17 protein-coding genes are annotated in these 16,378 nt (G+C 43.8%); 3 read left to right on the forward strand and 14 right to left on the reverse strand.

Annotated elements, in window-relative coordinates:
• Positions 1 to 18: 18 nt before the first annotated feature.
• The 12 genes from rpoB to G5B30_RS01120 all read right to left on the reverse strand — a co-directional run bounded on the left by rpoB (position 19) and on the right by G5B30_RS01120 (position 11,092).
• A complete protein-coding gene (gene rpoB, locus G5B30_RS01065) occupies positions 19 to 3,828 on the reverse strand; it encodes a DNA-directed RNA polymerase subunit beta (protein WP_165318096.1) in 3,810 nt (1,269 codons plus the stop codon).
• A gap of 163 nt (positions 3,829 to 3,991) precedes the next feature.
• Positions 3,992 to 4,369 (reverse strand): 50S ribosomal protein L7/L12, encoded by a 378-nt coding sequence (rplL, locus tag G5B30_RS01070; protein WP_165318097.1) that lies wholly within the window; start codon positions 4,367 to 4,369, stop codon positions 3,992 to 3,994.
• A gap of 78 nt (positions 4,370 to 4,447) precedes the next feature.
• Positions 4,448 to 4,966, reverse strand: a complete 519-nt coding sequence (gene rplJ / locus G5B30_RS01075; protein WP_165318098.1) for a 50S ribosomal protein L10 — start codon at positions 4,964 to 4,966, stop codon at positions 4,448 to 4,450.
• 2 nt (positions 4,967 to 4,968) lie between these two features.
• Positions 4,969 to 5,667, reverse strand: coding sequence for a 50S ribosomal protein L1 (rplA, locus tag G5B30_RS01080; RefSeq protein WP_165318099.1), 699 nt, complete (start codon positions 5,665 to 5,667; stop codon positions 4,969 to 4,971).
• A gap of 22 nt (positions 5,668 to 5,689) precedes the next feature.
• Positions 5,690 to 6,133: a 50S ribosomal protein L11 gene (gene rplK / locus G5B30_RS01085; RefSeq protein ID WP_165318100.1), complete on the reverse strand. Its 444-nt coding sequence runs from the start codon at positions 6,131 to 6,133 to the stop codon at positions 5,690 to 5,692.
• Between the two features lie 183 nt (positions 6,134 to 6,316).
• Entirely contained in the window at positions 6,317 to 6,637 is a 321-nt protein-coding gene (locus tag G5B30_RS01090; protein ID WP_165318101.1) for a hypothetical protein, read from the reverse strand.
• Complete coding sequence (locus tag G5B30_RS01095) at positions 6,625 to 6,828, reverse strand: hypothetical protein (protein WP_165318102.1); 204 nt, start codon at positions 6,826 to 6,828, stop codon at positions 6,625 to 6,627. The genes G5B30_RS01090 and G5B30_RS01095 overlap by 13 nt, the downstream gene beginning before the upstream one ends.
• 44 nt (positions 6,829 to 6,872) lie before the next feature.
• A complete protein-coding gene (locus G5B30_RS01100; protein WP_165318103.1) occupies positions 6,873 to 7,883 on the reverse strand; it encodes a LacI family DNA-binding transcriptional regulator in 1,011 nt (336 codons plus the stop codon).
• 5 nt (positions 7,884 to 7,888) lie between these two features.
• Entirely contained in the window at positions 7,889 to 9,349 is a 1,461-nt protein-coding gene (locus tag G5B30_RS17335) for a S41 family peptidase (protein ID WP_165318104.1), read from the reverse strand.
• Positions 9,350 to 9,407: 58 nt separating this feature from the next.
• Positions 9,408 to 9,965: an HAD family hydrolase gene (locus G5B30_RS01110; RefSeq protein WP_165318105.1), complete on the reverse strand. Its 558-nt coding sequence runs from the start codon at positions 9,963 to 9,965 to the stop codon at positions 9,408 to 9,410.
• Entirely contained in the window at positions 9,962 to 10,432 is a 471-nt protein-coding gene (locus G5B30_RS01115; protein WP_165318106.1) for a hypothetical protein, read from the reverse strand. The genes G5B30_RS01110 and G5B30_RS01115 overlap by 4 nt, the downstream gene beginning before the upstream one ends.
• Before the next feature lie 6 nt (positions 10,433 to 10,438).
• A complete protein-coding gene (locus G5B30_RS01120; RefSeq protein ID WP_317164305.1) occupies positions 10,439 to 11,092 on the reverse strand; it encodes an ABC transporter ATP-binding protein in 654 nt (217 codons plus the stop codon).
• A 129-nt stretch (positions 11,093 to 11,221) separates the two neighbouring features.
• On the opposite strand from G5B30_RS01120, the gene sucC reads away from it, so the two are divergent.
• The 3 genes from sucC (at position 11,222) to G5B30_RS01135 (ending at position 14,486) form a co-directional block, all read left to right on the forward strand.
• Entirely contained in the window at positions 11,222 to 12,418 is a 1,197-nt protein-coding gene (gene sucC / locus G5B30_RS01125; RefSeq protein ID WP_165318108.1) for an ADP-forming succinate--CoA ligase subunit beta, read from the forward strand.
• Between the two features lie 164 nt (positions 12,419 to 12,582).
• A complete protein-coding gene (gene asnS / locus G5B30_RS01130) occupies positions 12,583 to 14,028 on the forward strand; it encodes an asparagine--tRNA ligase (RefSeq protein ID WP_206366980.1) in 1,446 nt (481 codons plus the stop codon).
• Between the two features lie 29 nt (positions 14,029 to 14,057).
• Entirely contained in the window at positions 14,058 to 14,486 is a 429-nt protein-coding gene (locus G5B30_RS01135) for a hypothetical protein (protein ID WP_165318110.1), read from the forward strand.
• Positions 14,487 to 14,549: 63 nt separating this feature from the next.
• On the opposite strand, the gene G5B30_RS01140 is transcribed toward G5B30_RS01135, so the two are convergent.
• Both G5B30_RS01140 and G5B30_RS01145 read right to left on the reverse strand, forming a co-directional pair.
• Positions 14,550 to 15,326 carry an amidohydrolase gene (locus G5B30_RS01140; protein WP_165318111.1) on the reverse strand — a complete coding sequence of 259 codons (777 nt, stop codon included), beginning with the start codon at positions 15,324 to 15,326 and terminating at the stop codon, positions 14,550 to 14,552.
• Positions 15,327 to 15,392: 66 nt separating this feature from the next.
• Positions 15,393 to 16,370 (reverse strand): polyprenyl synthetase family protein, encoded by a 978-nt coding sequence (locus tag G5B30_RS01145; RefSeq protein WP_165318112.1) that lies wholly within the window; start codon positions 16,368 to 16,370, stop codon positions 15,393 to 15,395.
• Positions 16,371 to 16,378: the final 8 nt, after the last annotated feature.

The following is a 16,378-nucleotide window of genomic DNA, read 5'->3' on the forward strand; positions in this document are numbered from 1 at the left end:
TAAAGCTCTTTTACCTAATTAATCTAATGTGATATCTAATCCTAAACCACGTAACTCATGTACCAATACATTAAATGATTCAGGTACGGATGGTGTCGGAAGGTTGTTGCCCTTAACGATAGCTTCGTAAGTTTTCGCACGACCAACAACGTCATCGGATTTCACAGTCAATATTTCCTGTAGGATGTTCGATGCACCGAATGCTTCGAGTGCCCACACCTCCATCTCACCGAAACGCTGACCACCGAACTGGGCTTTACCACCCAATGGCTGTTGTGTAATCAACGAGTACGGTCCGATAGAACGGGCGTGCATCTTGTCGTCTACCATGTGACCTAATTTCAGCATGTAGATCACCCCTACTGTTGTCGGTTGATCAAAGCGGTCTCCCGTCAATCCGTTGTACAAGTAGGTACGTCCTGAACGTGGAAGTCCGGCTTTCTCTACCCATTCTTCAACCTGATCCATTTCGGCTCCGTCGAAGATCGGTGTCGCGAACTTCATACCCAGTTTTTGACCGGCCCAACCTAACACTGTTTCGTAGATCTGACCCAAGTTCATCCGTGAAGGTACCCCCAATGGATTCAACACGATATCTACAGGTGTACCGTCTTCCAGGAATGGCATATCTTCATCACGTACAATACGGGCTACGATACCCTTGTTTCCGTGACGACCCGCCATCTTGTCACCGACTTTCAGCTTACGTTTCTTTGCCACATAAACTTTCGCCATCTGTACAATACCTGAAGGAAGTTCATCCCCTACTGATACCGCGAACTTCTCGCGTTTGAATACACCCAACTCCTCGTTCAACTTGATGTTGTAGTTGTGGAGGGTGTACTTGATCATCTCATTCTTATCCTCGTCGGTCGTCCAACCTGTCGGGCTTACATTGGCATAATCGATTTCACTCAATACTTTTTGGGTGAACTTGACGCCTTTGGCAACCAACAGCTCTTTATAGACATTATAGATACCTTGACTGGTCTTACCGTTTACAATGGTAAATAACTTTTCAATCAAGCGATCTTTTAATACGCGGGTATTTTTCTCGTGTGTCGTTTCTAATTTCTCTAAAGCTTTACGCTCAACTTCTTTCGACATTTTCTTCGCACGGGAGAACAACTTCGTGTCGATGACCACACCTTTGATCGAAGGCGGTGTCTTCAAGGAAGCGTCCTTCACGTCTCCAGCTTTATCACCGAAGATCGCACGCAGGAGCTTCTCTTCCGGTGAAGGATCCGACTCGCCTTTTGGCGTGATCTTACCGATCAGGATATCGCCTTCGCCGACTTCAGCACCGACACGGATGATACCATTTTCATCCAGATCTTTGGTCGCTTCTTCGGATACGTTCGGGATATCTGCTGTCAATTCTTCTTCACCGCGCTTGGTATCACGTACCTCCAGCTCAAACTCTTCAATATGCAAGGAAGTGAATATATCTTGGGAGACGACACGCTCGGAAATTACAATCGCATCCTCGAAGTTGTACCCTTGCCATGGCATGAAGGCCACTTTCAGGTTGCGTCCCAATGCCAATTCACCGTTCTCTGTCGCGTAACCTTCACACAGTACCTGTCCTTTGGTTACACGCTGACCCTTACGCACAATAGGCTTCAGGTTGATACATGTATTTTGGTTGGTCTTTTTAAATTTGATCAACCTATAGGTCTTCACATCATCATCAAAAGACACCAAACGGTCGTTGTCATCTCTGTCGTAACGTATTTTGATTTCTTCTGCATCAACATATTCCACGACCCCTTCGCCTTCAGCGTTAATCAAGGTACGGGAGTCAGAAGCAACACGTCCTTCCAGACCTGTTCCGACGACTGGCGCCTGCGGACGCAACAATGGAACGGCCTGACGTTGCATGTTCGATCCCATCAATGCCCGGTTGGCATCATTGTGTTCCAAGAAAGGAATTAATGAAGCTGCAATCGAGGTAATCTGGTTTGGCGCAACGTCCATATAATCCAAGCGCTCGGGTTCGATAATCGGGAAGTCACCCTCATAACGTGCCTTAACTTTCGGATCTTCAAAATTTCCTTTATCGTCATAGATCGCATTGGCCTGTGCAATGGTCTTACCATCTTCATCTTCTGCAGAAAGGTATACAACTGGTTCGTCGACTACCACTTTACCGTTTTCAATCTTACGGTATGGGGTTTCGATAAATCCAAGGTTGTTGATCTTTGCATGAACAGACAACGACGAAATCAAACCGATATTCGGTCCTTCTGGCGTTTCAATGGTACACAGACGACCGTAATGCGTATAATGCACGTCACGTACCTCGAAACCTGCACGCTCACGTGAAAGTCCGCCTGGCCCTAAAGCTGATAGACGTCTTTTGTGGGTAATCTCGGCTAATGGATTCGTTTGATCCATGAATTGAGACAACTGGTTTGTTCCGAAGAACGAATTGATCACCGACGATAATGTACGTGCATTGATCAGATCGGTCGGTGTAAACACCTCGTTGTCCCGAATGTTCATCCGCTCGCGGATAGTACGTGCCATACGGGCAAGACCTACACCAAACTGTGCGTATAGCTGCTCACCGACGGTACGTACACGACGGTTTGACAAGTGGTCAATATCATCCACTTCCGCTTTCGAGTTGATCAGGTTGATCAAGTACTTCACGATAGCGATGATATCTTGACGAGTCAATACTTTGGTCTCCGCAGGAGTATCCAGCTGCAATTTGCGGTTGATACGGTAACGGCCTACATCACCTAGATCATAACGTTTGTCTGAGAAGAACAAACGGTCGATGATACCGCGCGCGGTTTCTTCATCTGGTGGTTCAGCGTTACGCAACTGACGATAGATATGTTCTACCGCTTCCTTCTCGGAGTTGGACGTATCTTTTTGTAATGTATTATATATAATAGAATAGTCCGCATTGTTTGAGTCATCATCTTTTGCCAAAATGATCGATTTCACGCCGGCATCAAGGATCAAATCAATGTGATCTTCTTCTAAGACTGTTTCACGTTCAAGGATGATCTCGTTACGGTCGATCGATACCACTTCTCCGGTATCTTCGTCAACGAAATCTTCCGTCCATTTGTTCAATACCCTGGCTGCAAGACGGCGGCCAACGTACTTCTTCAATCCTGTTTTGCTGACTTTTACTTCGTCTGCCAGATCGAACAACTCAAGGATATCCTTATCCGAGTCAAAGCCGATAGCACGCAATAAAGTCGTTACAGGGAACTTCTTTTTACGGTCGATGTACGCGTACATGACGTTGTTGACGTCTGTGGCGAACTCGATCCAAGATCCTTTAAAAGGAATGACCCTGGCAGAATAAAGTTTAGTACCATTCGTGTGTCTGCTCTGACCGAAGAAAACACCCGGGGAACGGTGTAACTGGGAAACGATAACACGCTCAGCACCGTTGATGACAAAGGTACCTTTGGGTGTCATGTAAGGAATTGTTCCCAAGTATACATCTTGTACAATGGTTTCGAAATCCTCGTGTTCTTCATCATTACAAGACAACTTCAATTTTGCTTTTAGAGGAACACTATAAGTCAAACCACGCTCTATACACTCCTGGATATCATAACGCGGCGGATCAATGAAATAATCCAAAAACTCTAGCACAAAAATGTTTCTTGAATCAGAAATAGGGAAGTTTTCTGCGAAAACCTTGTACAACCCTTCCTGATGGCGATTATCAGAAGTAGTTTCTAATTGAAAAAACTCCCTGAAAGACTCCAATTGCACGTCCAGGAAATCCGGATAATCGATAACCTTCTTACTGGTAGCAAAATTGATTCTTTCGTTTTGAATATTAGTGTTTGCCAAGGGAATAAGATTTTAGTTTTAATAAAACTGAGCTCAATGTTGCTGTTAAAAATGATGTAAACGACACGACAGCAGGCGTGTGTTCTAAATACTATACGATAAAACAGGAATAGACTCTGATGAATATCTATCAGAGTCTAATCCTAAAGGGTGTTATGAGAACTTATTTAATCTCAACAACAGCTCCAGCTTCTTCTAATTGTTTTTTCAAAGCTTCAGCTTCGTCTTTAGAAACACCAACTTTCAATTCTTTAGGTGCTCCGTCAACTAGATCTTTTGCTTCTTTCAAACCTAGACCTGCTAGATCTTTTACCAATTTAACGACCGCCAATTTCTGACCGCCAGCTTCTTTCAAGATCACATCAAAAGATGTTTTCTCTTCAGCCGCAGCAGCTTCACCACCAGCAGCAGGTCCAGCAACTGCAACAGCTGCAGCAGCAGGCTCGATACCATATTCGTCTTTTAAGATATCAGCTAGTTCTTTAACCTCTTTTACTGTTAAGTTTACCAACTGTTCAGCAAGTTGTTTTAAATCTGCCATTTTTTATTTTGATTTTTTGAATTTACTTAAATTGTTGTTAATTAATGTACGAACATTGTTTGTTTGATGAGGTGTTCGTTAACCTCTTTCTTCTAAAGCTTTTACTAAACCGGAGATGGTATTTCCACCTGATTGAAGGGCAGAAATAACATTCTTCGCAGGAGATTGAAGCAAAGCAATAACGTCTGCAATAAGTTCGTTTTTCGATTTCAGATTGACTAGAGCCTCTAGTTGATTATCGCCTACGAACGCAGTTTCTTCGATGTAAGCCGCTTTTAATAGGGGCTTGTCACCTTCCTTACGTAATTGTTTGATCAATTTCGCCGGACCATTTCCTGTTTCAGAGAACATAAGGGTCGATGCGCCTTTAAGCACACCTCTTAATTCTTCTGAATCGATCCCTGCTTCTGCAAGAGCTTTCTCAATCAAGGTGTTTTTTACCACTTGAACGACAATGCCACTTTCGAAACATTTACGACGAATATTATTTACCTTTTCAACAGTTAAATCAGCAGTATCGGTGATATAGAAATTACCGTAAGATTTAATCTGCTCGGCCAAAGCTTGAACAATTGCTTGTTTTTCTTCTTTTCTCATGATTAAATACCTGCTACTGATTTAGTTTCGATGTGAATACCCGGACTCATTGTTGATGAGATGTAGATACTCTTAAAGTATGTTCCCTTAGCTGCTGAAGGTTTCAATTTTGCAATAGTCTGTAATACTTCTAATGCATTTTCGTAAATCTTCTCTGCCGGGAAGGACACTTTTCCAACTGAAGTATGGATGATACCTGTCTTGTCGACTTTGAAATCTATCTTACCGCCTTTTACGTCTGTTACAGCTTTACCGACTTCGGTCGTTACTGTACCCGTCTTAGGATTTGGCATTAAGTTTCGCGGACCTAATATACGACCCAATTTACCCACTTTAGCCATAACCGAAGGCATAGTAATAATGATATCAACGTCAGTCCACCCACCTTCAATTTTGCTGATATACTCGTCAAGACCTACGTAATCCGCGCCGGCCGCCTTAGCTTCTTCCTCCTTATCGGGAGTACACAATACTAATACGCGAACAGTCTTACCGGTTCCGTGAGGTAATGTCGCAATACCGCGAACCATTTGATTAGCTTTACGAGGATCTACGCCCAAACGAACGTCGATATCCACCGAAGCATCAAACTTGGTCGCCGTAATTTCTTTTACCAAAGCCGTAGCTTCCTGTAAAGAATACGTCTTACCAGCTTCAATTTTGGATAGTGCCGCTTTTTGATTTTTTGTTAATCTAGCCACTTTCTTAAACTGATTTCGTTAATTAATTTTTCCAAGGAGCGTCACCTGAAACAGTGATACCCATACTACGAGCTGTACCAGCCACCATGCGCATTGCTGATTCAACACTGAATGCATTCAAATCCGGCATTTTATCTTTTGCGATAGCCTCCACTTGCTCCCATGATATAGCAGCAACTTTTTTACGGTTAGGCTCGCCGGACCCACCTTTTACTTTAGCAGCATCTTTCAACTGCACAGCAACCGGAGGAGTCTTGATGATAAAATCAAAAGATTTGTCGGCATAAACAGTGATAACAACAGGCAACACTTGTCCTGGTTTGTCTTGCGTACGAGCGTTGAACTGCTTACAGAAATCCATGATATTTACACCCTTAGCACCTAAAGCAGGTCCTACTGGTGGAGATGGATTAGCTGCACCGCCCTTCACTTGTAATTTTACTAACGCACTGACTTCTTTTGCCATCTTTCTGTGTTATTTAATTTGTTAAATGTTTGTTAGTAAGTTGGAAGCAATAACGTAACATTTAGTTTTCGTTTCGCACAAAGCATAGTTTTGCAACAAAACGAGGTGCAAAGATATAGATAAGTTTTGGATTACACAAGGATGTTAGTGAAAGAAATATTAAATTGCATAGACCATAAGAGATTATAAAAAATTTACGTCTTCCATATGATTATTTGTAATATACGTTATAACGTAACGCGCACCCCTGCTTTCAAAAAAGATATACCAAGTCGTATGGCTGTTAGCTTTATAAAAAACATATTTTGACCCATATCGTCTAAGTTTGTGTGGAGTTCGTTTAGGCGGGAAATTTACGAGATCAAACTCAATGAAATCATAAATTTTTGACACATAAACCTGTGCAGATTCTTCAAAACCAAAGTATTCCTTTTCAAAAAGAATCCAGATAAGGTTTTCAAGAAAATCAGCTACATCTTGTTGAAGTACAACTACTTTTTCCAAGGTAACGATTTTATGAAATCAGCTGTTTTTTTTCTTGCATCATCTATGGAAAGCCCTTGTTTCCATTCCCTTTCAAAATCAAAAGGCTCGGACTCGTTCTTCCTAATCCTTTTAATTTGTTCAATTATAAAAGGATTGTCTAAAGAATTTATCCATTGAATGATTTCTTTTTTTTCAACTGCTATATCCATTTCACACTGTTTTGATTTATCAAAGTTAACAATTTTTGGGCATATTATTTCAAAACCAGCTTGGTGGGAATAGTGACCTCCTGAGGGGTAATGGGCTCTTTACTTTGTAATATTTCGAACAAAATCTCAGCGGCTTTGCGCCCTTGCTCATCAGGATATTGCTCGATATTACCGAGGGGCGGATTTTCAATATATTTCCACAAGGGATAGTTTGCAAAACTGATGAAATGCATTTCCTGACCAATACCAATACCTTTTTGACGGGCGAACTTCATGACGTCCAGCGTGATGAAATCGCTACAGGACAGGACGGCCGACGGACGCTCGGGGAAAGCACATATCTGATCCAAGGCAGCTCGATTTCCTTCCTCCGTCAAATCGGAATGTACCACGTACTTGTCTTCAAAAGTAATTCCGTTTTTTTCCAATGCCTCTTTAAAAGCCTGTGTCCGCACGGTGGAAGCCAACAGATTTTCAGGGCCGTTGATCATAGCGATTTCCCGGTGGCCGCGCGACACAAAAGCATCAACAGCCTCATGCACCCCAGCTACCAAGTCACTCTGCACTTTATGAACGCCTTCGACATCGGGTACCACATCAAAGAAAACAACGGGTATCTCGGCACTTGCCAAAATATCCATAAACCCCAGGTCCCTGCTGTTTTTGGCGAGCGACATCAACACGCCATCGACACGGTGCTTTTTGAAGGTCTGTACAATTTTCATTTGTCTTTCGGGGTTATCCAACGACTGTCCCAAAATCACCGTGTAATGATGTTGGTCTGCCAGATCCTCAATGGCGCTGATAGCCGCAGAGAAAAAAGGCTCAGATAGATTGGGCAATACAACGCCTATTGTATACGTCTTCCGCTGCTTAAAAAATATGGCCGTCTGATTCGGTTCATAATTCAGCTCTTCCGCCATCTTCTTCACCCGCATGGTTGTGACCAGGCCAATGCTCGGGTGGTCATTCAGCGCACGCGAAACCGTCGATGGTGAAATCTTGAGCTTACGTGCTATTTCTTTGATGGTAGTCGGCTTGTTAAGTTTACTCATAATCGTTAATCTTTCTTATACTTGAACATACCATGGCGAATAGGGCTTTTATCAAAGCTCTTTATGGACTTGCTGACCGCCGGCACCTCCTTGGTCGTCCCCGCAGAGGCTATCTTCGCCTTAGGGCTCGGAGCTATATGTTCTAATGCTGCAGCCAACATAGTTTCTTGGGGATCACCAAAATCCCGAAAATTTTCAAACTCCCAAACGTGTGCATTGGGTATCATGCCGTCGAAATAATTGCCTTCTTTATTTTTATTAAAGGTTTTAAACGAACTGGCATAAAGCTGTATATCTTCATTCACGATATTAATGCCGAAAAAGCCAACGGGTTTACCATAAGTTCTTAAGGATACCTGCTGATTATTAGCGACTCCATAGACGCCTATCATATACACGGTCATATGAGCCTTCAAACTATTCATTAGCAATTCGCTGGCCGACGCCGTGCCATCGGTTACCAAAAAATAAACCCGCGTTAAATTCAGATTGCCGTTTTTTACAATTTTGACGGGACCAAACTCTTCACCCTCATCCAGCCAGCCCCAACCCTTCAGCACGGGGTTCACATCATAGGTATACATGATATCACCGTTTGCAGACGCTGGTGCTATCCGATTGACCAGATACTCGGCGGTGTTCGTGGCACCTCCACCATTGTAGCGCAAATCGACGACCAGCTCATTGATTCCGGCATCCTCGAACTCGTCAAAAATATCGTCAAACTGTCCTTTCATCCCATTGCTTCCGTTTACATCGACAAAGGAGTCAAACGCCAGATACCCTACCTTTTTACCTTTATATTCGATCACCCTGTCGTCAAGGACAGGATCTATATTGAAAGAGGTGCTCACGATTTCTTTCGTAAATGGTGAGCCGGACGGAGGCTCTATCCCTAAAGTTGCTTTGCTCGACAGTAAAAACTCATCTATAGTTTTAAAATTTTCCAATTCCTGCGAGGTAAAATCCAGGTTGGTCTTCCCGTCTATGCTAACAATCCGGTCTCCTCGGCGTATGCCGGCAGCATATACAGAAGAATTCTTATCGACGCTCCGAACATAAAGATACGCTGGATCATTTGAGGTTTCGGATAAAAATAGAAGCCACATACCATAGCTGCTCGTTATCCCGTCCTGCAACTCGCCGCTAATAACCCCCTTTCTATCGATAAAACTATACCAATCGTAATTTGATCCGTTTGAAGAGGTTTTGGTTTGCGCCATGAGGTGCTCGAGCACATCTTCTCCGGTTTCAAAATACTGCGTATAATTATCACGTAGATAATTCCTTCTGTCTATTAAATTGATGCTGGATGTCTTTGGCAGTATCATATCTTGCCATAGCGACACCACCTTGTAATAGTACCAAATCGAATCCCTGACTTTATTTTCAAACTCATCATCGAGGTAAACACTCCTTTCATCTGTAGAACCGTCGGGTTCGACAACCTCTTTCTTACAACTCACAAAGCTCGTTAATAAAAAAAGAAACATAACTATACTTACATTTCCTCGAATGTTTCCTTTATTTATCATTCGTATAAAAAATTTTATCTTTTGTTGTATCAAATTCCTTGGCCACATAATCAATAGGGTCGTAACCCCGGTATTTAAGCTCATCGACGAAATAAACCCGCAAGGCCTCTTTATGAGCTTCCAGTGCTCCCCATGCGATGTGTTTGATCTTATTGAGCTGTTCTACAGGATTACCTTTGGTCAAGATAGCTATTTTTTTTTCTTTTTCGAATAATGCTTGCAAAAAACGCTCGATTTCAGCAAACAAAAGCAGCTTCAAAGGCAAGTGCGCATTCGCCAGCAACCTATTCAGGTTCTCCTCATATTTAGGGGCCAAGCCAAAGCGCTCCTGAACGCGGGCGAAAAGCTGCTCTTCGCCGTGGCGAAGATAAGTATCCTTCATAAAAAGCGCCAGGTCATTGGCCGGAGGACGGCCTTCGGTAAATTCGACAAACTGCGCAAAGAGATAGTACACCTGCAGCACATAATCCTGCCGGGGATAGAGCACATCGTCCAGCTCGAAACAATACACTGCTTTATCTAAGGGAATAGTATCTATCGCTATCATACGACAATCCATATAAAATCATCGCCGGAATCGGAGACGATACACAATCCGTTCCACGGTGCTTCGTCAAAAATATCGCCCGAGATCATATCTGTGTTGTCATTGATCAGGCATAACGGCAAATCCTTCGCCGGATCCTGGAGATAATTGACATCGGATAAGTCCTCCTTAGCGGGACATAGTACGCGAATACCGTATTCGTCAAACAGCACCGATGATTCGGCTAACGCCTGTGCTTCATCGACACCTAAGGGAAGTATATATTGCGCGGCTTTATCCAAGGCCAATTTCAACATTTCGTGGGCATACGTGGGATTCGCTCCTTTTGGAATGTCGGCATAAGAGGAACGGAGTACAGAGGGAACGGCCTCCGATGTGGCCTTCTCAATATCAAAAGAGGCGGAAAGCAATTTTGCAAGACGTAGACCTAACGGTCGCGTCGCATAGGTCATTATGATTTTTTCCATGGGTCTTTAAGCATAAATAAGGCCGTCGCGCATGTGTACGGTCCGATCAGAGATATTCGCCAGATCCTCATTGTGGGTCACAATAATGAAGGTTTGATTCATCGTGTCCCGCAGATGGAAAAATAATTGATGGAGCGATGCCGCATTTTCCGAGTCGAGGTTGCCCGAAGGCTCATCGGCCAAAATAATAGCAGGGTTGTTGATCAACGCCCGGGCTACAGATACCCTCTGCTGCTCACCACCGGACAGCTGACCAGGTTTATGATGAGCCCTGTCGGCGACGCCCAGTACATCCAATAGCTCCAATGCCCGCTTTTCGCTTTTAGACTTTCCGTCACCGCGGATGAATGCGGGAATACATACATTCTCCAACGCCGTAAATTCGGGTAGCAGATGATGGAATTGAAAAACAAAGCCGATATGTTCATTCCTAAAAGCACTCAGACCGTTGGACGACAGGGTGTGGATCGGCTGATCGTTGATCATCAGCTCGCCTCTGTCTGCCTTATCCAGCGTACCTATTATATGGAGTAGCGTACTTTTACCCGCGCCTGAAGCGCCTACTATCGAAACGATCTCCCCCTTATTGACGGTCAGATCCACGCCTTTAAGAATAGGAAGCGCTCCATATGATTTATAAATATTCGTGGCTCGCAATATCATACCACGAAGTTAACAAAATCTCGGAGATTTGGAAGATAACGCCGAAGGGTACCTCAACGAAAGAAGTAAACAAAGTATTGTCGCTTACGAATAAAAACACTAATTTTACCACCAAATTTTGTATCAATGAATATTCACGAATATCAAGGAAAAGAAATACTTAAGAGTTTTGGCGTACGGGTACAAGAAGGTATTGTAGCCGAAACCCCTGCACAAGCCGTTGAAGCAGCGAAGAAATTAAAGGAAGATCTTAACTCGGACTGGGTGGTCGTAAAGGCACAGATCCATGCTGGCGGACGCGGTAAAGGTGGTGGAGTCAAATTAGCGAAAAACCACGATGAGGTGTTACAACGAGCTACCGACATCATTGGAATGCAGCTGGTTACACCGCAGACAGGCCCCGAAGGCAAAAAGGTCAATAAAGTGTTGGTCGCTCAAGATGTTTACTATCCTGGTGAAAGTGAAACAAAAGAATTTTATATGTCTGTCCTGTTGGACCGTGCTAAGGGTCGTAACATCATCATGTATTCGACAGAAGGTGGTATGGACATTGAAGAGGTTGCAGAAAAGACACCTCACCTGATCTTTAAGGAAGAGGTGGATCCGAAAGTGGGATTGCAAGGTTTCCAAGCACGGAAAATTGCTTTCAACCTGGGTCTATCGGGTGCGGCACACAAGGACATGGTCAAATTCGTAGCTGCACTTTATAAAGCGTATGATGCTATAGATGCTTCTTTGTTTGAAATCAACCCGGTTTTAAAAACATCGGATGATAAGATATTAGCGGTAGATGCGAAAGTAAATTTAGATGAAAATGCATTATATCGCCATGCTGACTTTGCCGCTTTACGTGACCTTGCAGAAGAAGATCCAACAGAGGTAGAAGCAGGTGAATCTAACTTGAACTACGTGAAGCTGGATGGTAATGTGGGCTGTATGGTGAATGGTGCAGGTCTGGCGATGGCGACGATGGATATCATTAAAATTGCAGGTGGTGAGCCGGCCAACTTCCTTGACGTAGGGGGTACAGCGAATGCGGAAACGGTTAAAGCTGGTTTTAATATCATCTTGAAAGACCCGAATGTAAAAGCTATTTTAATCAACATCTTCGGTGGTATCGTTCGTTGTGATCGCGTGGCGCAAGGTGTCATCGATGCGTATCAGGAAATTGGAAACATCCCTGTGCCGATCATCGTTCGTCTTCAGGGAACAAACGCCGCTGAAGCGAAAAAGCTGATCGACGAATCTGGATTACAGGTGTATTCAGCGATCTTGCTGAAGGAAGCTGCGGAATTGGTTACTAAGGTATTGGAAGAGAAGTAATCATTCCCCAAAATAAAAACAGGGCTGCTTCAATAATATGAGCAGCCTTTTTTATTTGTCCCCACTATAATTTCACGGTAATTATTCCCAAAAACCAACCAAATACCGTATTTTTGTCTTGCTTACTGAAAGATAAGCAGATTATTATTTTTATTCTTTTAATGATGGAACACACGCGAATTAAAAAACTATTGCTGTCCGAGGAGTACGGAAAAGAAGTCATTGTCAAAGGTTGGGTACGGACTTTCCGTAATAATCAGTTTATAGCTATCAATGACGGCTCTTCGATCCATAATATTCAGGCAGTAATAGATTTTACAAATACGCCGGAGGACATCTTAAAAAGAATCACCACCGGAGCAGCCGTTCGCGTCAAAGGACAATTGGTGGAATCGATGGGCAAGGGCCAACGTGTGGAAGTCAAAGCGACGGAAGTAGCTATCATCGGAGACTCCCATCCCGAAAAATATCCTTTACAACCCAAAAAGCACAGCTTGGAGTTCTTGCGTGAGATCGCCCACCTGCGTTTCCGTACCACGACGTTCAATGCTATCTTCAAGGTACGCAACGCGCTGGCTTTCGCCGTCCACAAGTTCTTCAACGAGCGGGACTTTGTGTACATGCACACCCCGATTATCACAGGTTCAGATGCCGAGGGTGCTGGCGAAATGTTTCGGGTAACGACACTTGACTTAAATCATATACCCCGCACGAAAGACGGACAGATTGATTTTAAAGAGGACTTCTTTGGTAAATCGACTAACCTGACGGTATCGGGACAACTGGAGGGCGAGCTTGCTGCGCTGGCCTTCGGTAATATCTATACTTTCGGACCTACTTTCCGCGCAGAGAACTCCAACACGACACGCCATCTGGCGGAGTTCTGGATGATCGAGCCGGAGATGGCTTTTTACGAGATTGAAGACAATATGGATCTGGCAGAGGCTTTGCTTAAATATGTGATTAAGTACGCTTTAGAAACTTGTCCAGAGGAAATTGAATTCCTGAAAACCCGTCTGCTGGACGAGGAAAAGTCAAAACCTCAAAACGAACGTTCGGAGCTGAACCTGGTCGAAAAACTGAACTTTGTCTTAGATCACGATTTTGAGCGTGTCACGTATACGAATGCTATTGAAATCTTAAAAAGGAGCAAACCGAATCAGAAGAAGCAATTTAAATACCTTATCGAGGAATGGGGTGCGGATTTACAATCCGAACATGAACGCTACCTCGTCGAAAAGCATTTTAAGAAACCCGTTATCTTGACCGATTATCCGAGAGAGATCAAATCTTTCTACATGAAACAGAATGCTCCTGACGCAGAGGGTCGGCAGACGGTAAAAGCGATGGACATCTTATTCCCCGGAATTGGTGAGATGGTCGGCGGTTCGCAACGGGAGGAAAACCTCGATAAACTGTTAGCGCGTATGGATGAAGTGGGTATCCCTGCGGAAGAGATGGAGTGGTTCCTGGATACCCGCCGCTTTGGTTCGGTGCCGCACTCGGGTTTTGGTGTCGGCTTTGAGCGTTTAGTGCTATTTACAACAGGCATGACCAACATACGGGATGTTATTCCTTTCCCACGCACGCCGAATAACGCTGAATTTTAATAAAGCAAAAAATTTTATATCTTTAAAGGATGGAAAATATCCTTGTTGTACTGGTCATCATCGGTTCTATCATCTATAAGATGTATACGGGCTATAAAGAAGAGATGGAGAAGGCTGCGAAACGAAAACAGCAGCAGCGTCCGCCTGTCCCTACACCAACGCAACAACACCCTCGGCCTCAGGTGCAACAGTCGCGGCCACAAGTCGTACCACCCCGTCCGATCACGCCACCTGCACAGGTTTCCGTACCTCCTGCCCCGAAGAGGGCGCCTACGGTTGTGTCATACGAGGGGGAAATTCCGTCAGAAGTGAAAAGAGTACAACGGCAGAAATCCGACCGCGCGCTTAAAAATGTTACTGTACTGGAAGAAAAGAAAGAGACTGAAAAGAAACCTTTCGAATTTGATCTTCGGCAGGCGGTTATACAATCTGCGATTTTGGAACGGCCTTATAAATAGGCGGTAGGCTTTAAGCTATAGGCCATAAGCTTTAGACGGCAAGCTTTAAGTGTAGGCGATAGATTACAATAAAGAAAATTTATCGGCATCTTTTAAGAAAGGAAACTGCTCACGTCCTTTCTCCAAATCCTTGGGCTGTAGTGTAAAAGTATAGAGATCTTCATCTTCGGGCTTATAATAGACCACGTCCCCTACCGGTGAAATACACATGGAACCGCCTGAATAATAGACTTCGTTACCATCATGCCCTACCCGATTTACCCCGATCACAAACGCCTGGTTCTCGATGGCACGGGCAGGAATCAATGCTCTCCAATGTCCGGAACGTCTGTCGGGCCAACTGGCAATATAAACCAAGAGATCGTATCCATCTTCCTGGTTTCTGCTCCATACGGGGAAGCGCAGATCATAGCATATCATCGGACAGATTTTCCATCCCTTAAGCTGGAGCATAATGCGTGAGTTCCCAGGTGTAAATACCGTATCCTCCTCGGCCATACCAAACAGGTGTCGTTTATCGTAATGCACGTAGCTGCCGTCAGGGGACATCCACACAAATCTGTTGTAGTATTTTCCTTCCTCCTCGATAATAAGAGATCCTGCTACGACACATTCAAATTTCTTAGCCGTATCGTACAGCCACCGCATCGTTTGCCCGTCTACCTTTTCCGCACATTTGGCGACATTCATCGTGAAGCCCGTATTGAACATTTCAGGCAAAATGATTAAATCGGTTTTTTCTTTTAATGCAGATAATCGCAACCCTAGATTTTGAAGGTTCTTCTCTACATTTTCCCAAAATAAATATGCTTGAAATACGGTGATTTTTATAGGCTCCATTAAGATGATTACACTTTTTTCTCTTCCAAGGTACAAAATAAAACTGACAAACGACAATAAAGTAAATTACCTTACGCGCTTCATGAGTTGATTGGCTAACTCATATAACTCGGTTTTACGTTGATGGTCGATATTGATAGCTTCCAAACTCTTATATGCTAACGCTGTATAATGCTGTTTTAGTGTATCGGCCTTTTGCTGAATAGCATATTTTTCATACAGTGTGATGATTCCTGTAATTTTTTCCGATGCTTCTCCTTGGCCCAATACTAACAAATTTTCAAAATGCGCTTGGTCCTCCGGATGAATAGTTTCACCTAATAAGATATATAGGATGGTTTTTTTATTGGCTATGATATCACCTCCCACCTGTTTACCAAACGTTGCCGGATCGCCAAAAGCATCCAATATATCATCTTGGAGCTGAAAGGCAATGCCGAGATTAACACCGAAATCATACAACTGTCTGCGGCTTTCAGAAGAAGCTCCTGCCAATATCGCGCCCATCTCTAATGCTCCGCCCAGCAGCACCGATGTCTTTAGGCGTATCATCTGTATATATTCCTCCTCCATGATTGAATCGGAGGTTTCGAAATCCATATCCAATTGTTGCCCCTCACAGACTTCCAACGCAATGCGATTGAAGACGCGAAGCAGATCGGGAATGAGCGGTGCCGGACATTGTGACAACTGCTCGTAGGCTTTTATCAATAAAGCATCGCCCGAGAGGATGGCCACGTTATCGTTCCACTTCTGGTGAACGGTTTGCTGTCCTCTCCGCAAAGGGGCCTTATCCATGATGTCGTCGTGGATCAGTGAAAAGTTATGGAAATACTCGATGGCTACGGATGCGGGCAATGCATCGTCTATATTTTCAATACCAAACAAATCGGCACCCAACAAAACGAGTAGGGGCCGGATACGTTTGCCCGACAAATGGAGTATATAATTTATAGGCGCATAAAGATTTTCGGGGTGGTGCGGTAAAACCTTACTTGTGAGCTCTTCACTAATCTTTTCAGCAAATATTTTATTTACGTACATAGTCCCAT

The sequence above is a fragment of the Sphingobacterium sp. SGG-5 genome, assembly GCF_011043525.1.
GTDB lineage: Bacteria > Bacteroidota > Bacteroidia > Sphingobacteriales > Sphingobacteriaceae > Sphingobacterium.

Bases quoted from the DNA above. Each gene is read 5' to 3' on its own strand.
- rplL (WP_165318097.1), bottom strand. From the start codon at position 4,369: ATGGCAGATTTAAAACAACTTGCTGAACAGTTGGTAAACTTAACAGTA.
- rplJ (WP_165318098.1), bottom strand. From the start codon at position 4,966: ATGAGAAAAGAAGAAAAACAAGCAATTGTTCAAGCTTTGGCCGAGCAG.
- rplK (WP_165318100.1), bottom strand. From the start codon at position 6,133: ATGGCAAAAGAAGTCAGTGCGTTAGTAAAATTACAAGTGAAGGGCGGT.
- G5B30_RS01095 (WP_165318102.1), bottom strand. From the start codon at position 6,828: ATGGATATAGCAGTTGAAAAAAAAGAAATCATTCAATGGATAAATTCT.
- G5B30_RS01100 (WP_165318103.1), bottom strand. From the start codon at position 7,883: ATGAGTAAACTTAACAAGCCGACTACCATCAAAGAAATAGCACGTAAG.
- G5B30_RS01110 (WP_165318105.1), bottom strand. From the start codon at position 9,965: ATGATAGCGATAGATACTATTCCCTTAGATAAAGCAGTGTATTGTTTC.
- G5B30_RS01115 (WP_165318106.1), bottom strand. From the start codon at position 10,432: ATGGAAAAAATCATAATGACCTATGCGACGCGACCGTTAGGTCTACGT.
- sucC (WP_165318108.1), top strand. From the start codon at position 11,222: ATGAATATTCACGAATATCAAGGAAAAGAAATACTTAAGAGTTTTGGC.
- asnS (WP_206366980.1), top strand. From the start codon at position 12,583: ATGGAACACACGCGAATTAAAAAACTATTGCTGTCCGAGGAGTACGGA.
- G5B30_RS01135 (WP_165318110.1), top strand. From the start codon at position 14,058: ATGGAAAATATCCTTGTTGTACTGGTCATCATCGGTTCTATCATCTAT.
- G5B30_RS01140 (WP_165318111.1), bottom strand. From the start codon at position 15,326: ATGGAGCCTATAAAAATCACCGTATTTCAAGCATATTTATTTTGGGAA.
- G5B30_RS01145 (WP_165318112.1), bottom strand. From the start codon at position 16,370: ATGTACGTAAATAAAATATTTGCTGAAAAGATTAGTGAAGAGCTCACA.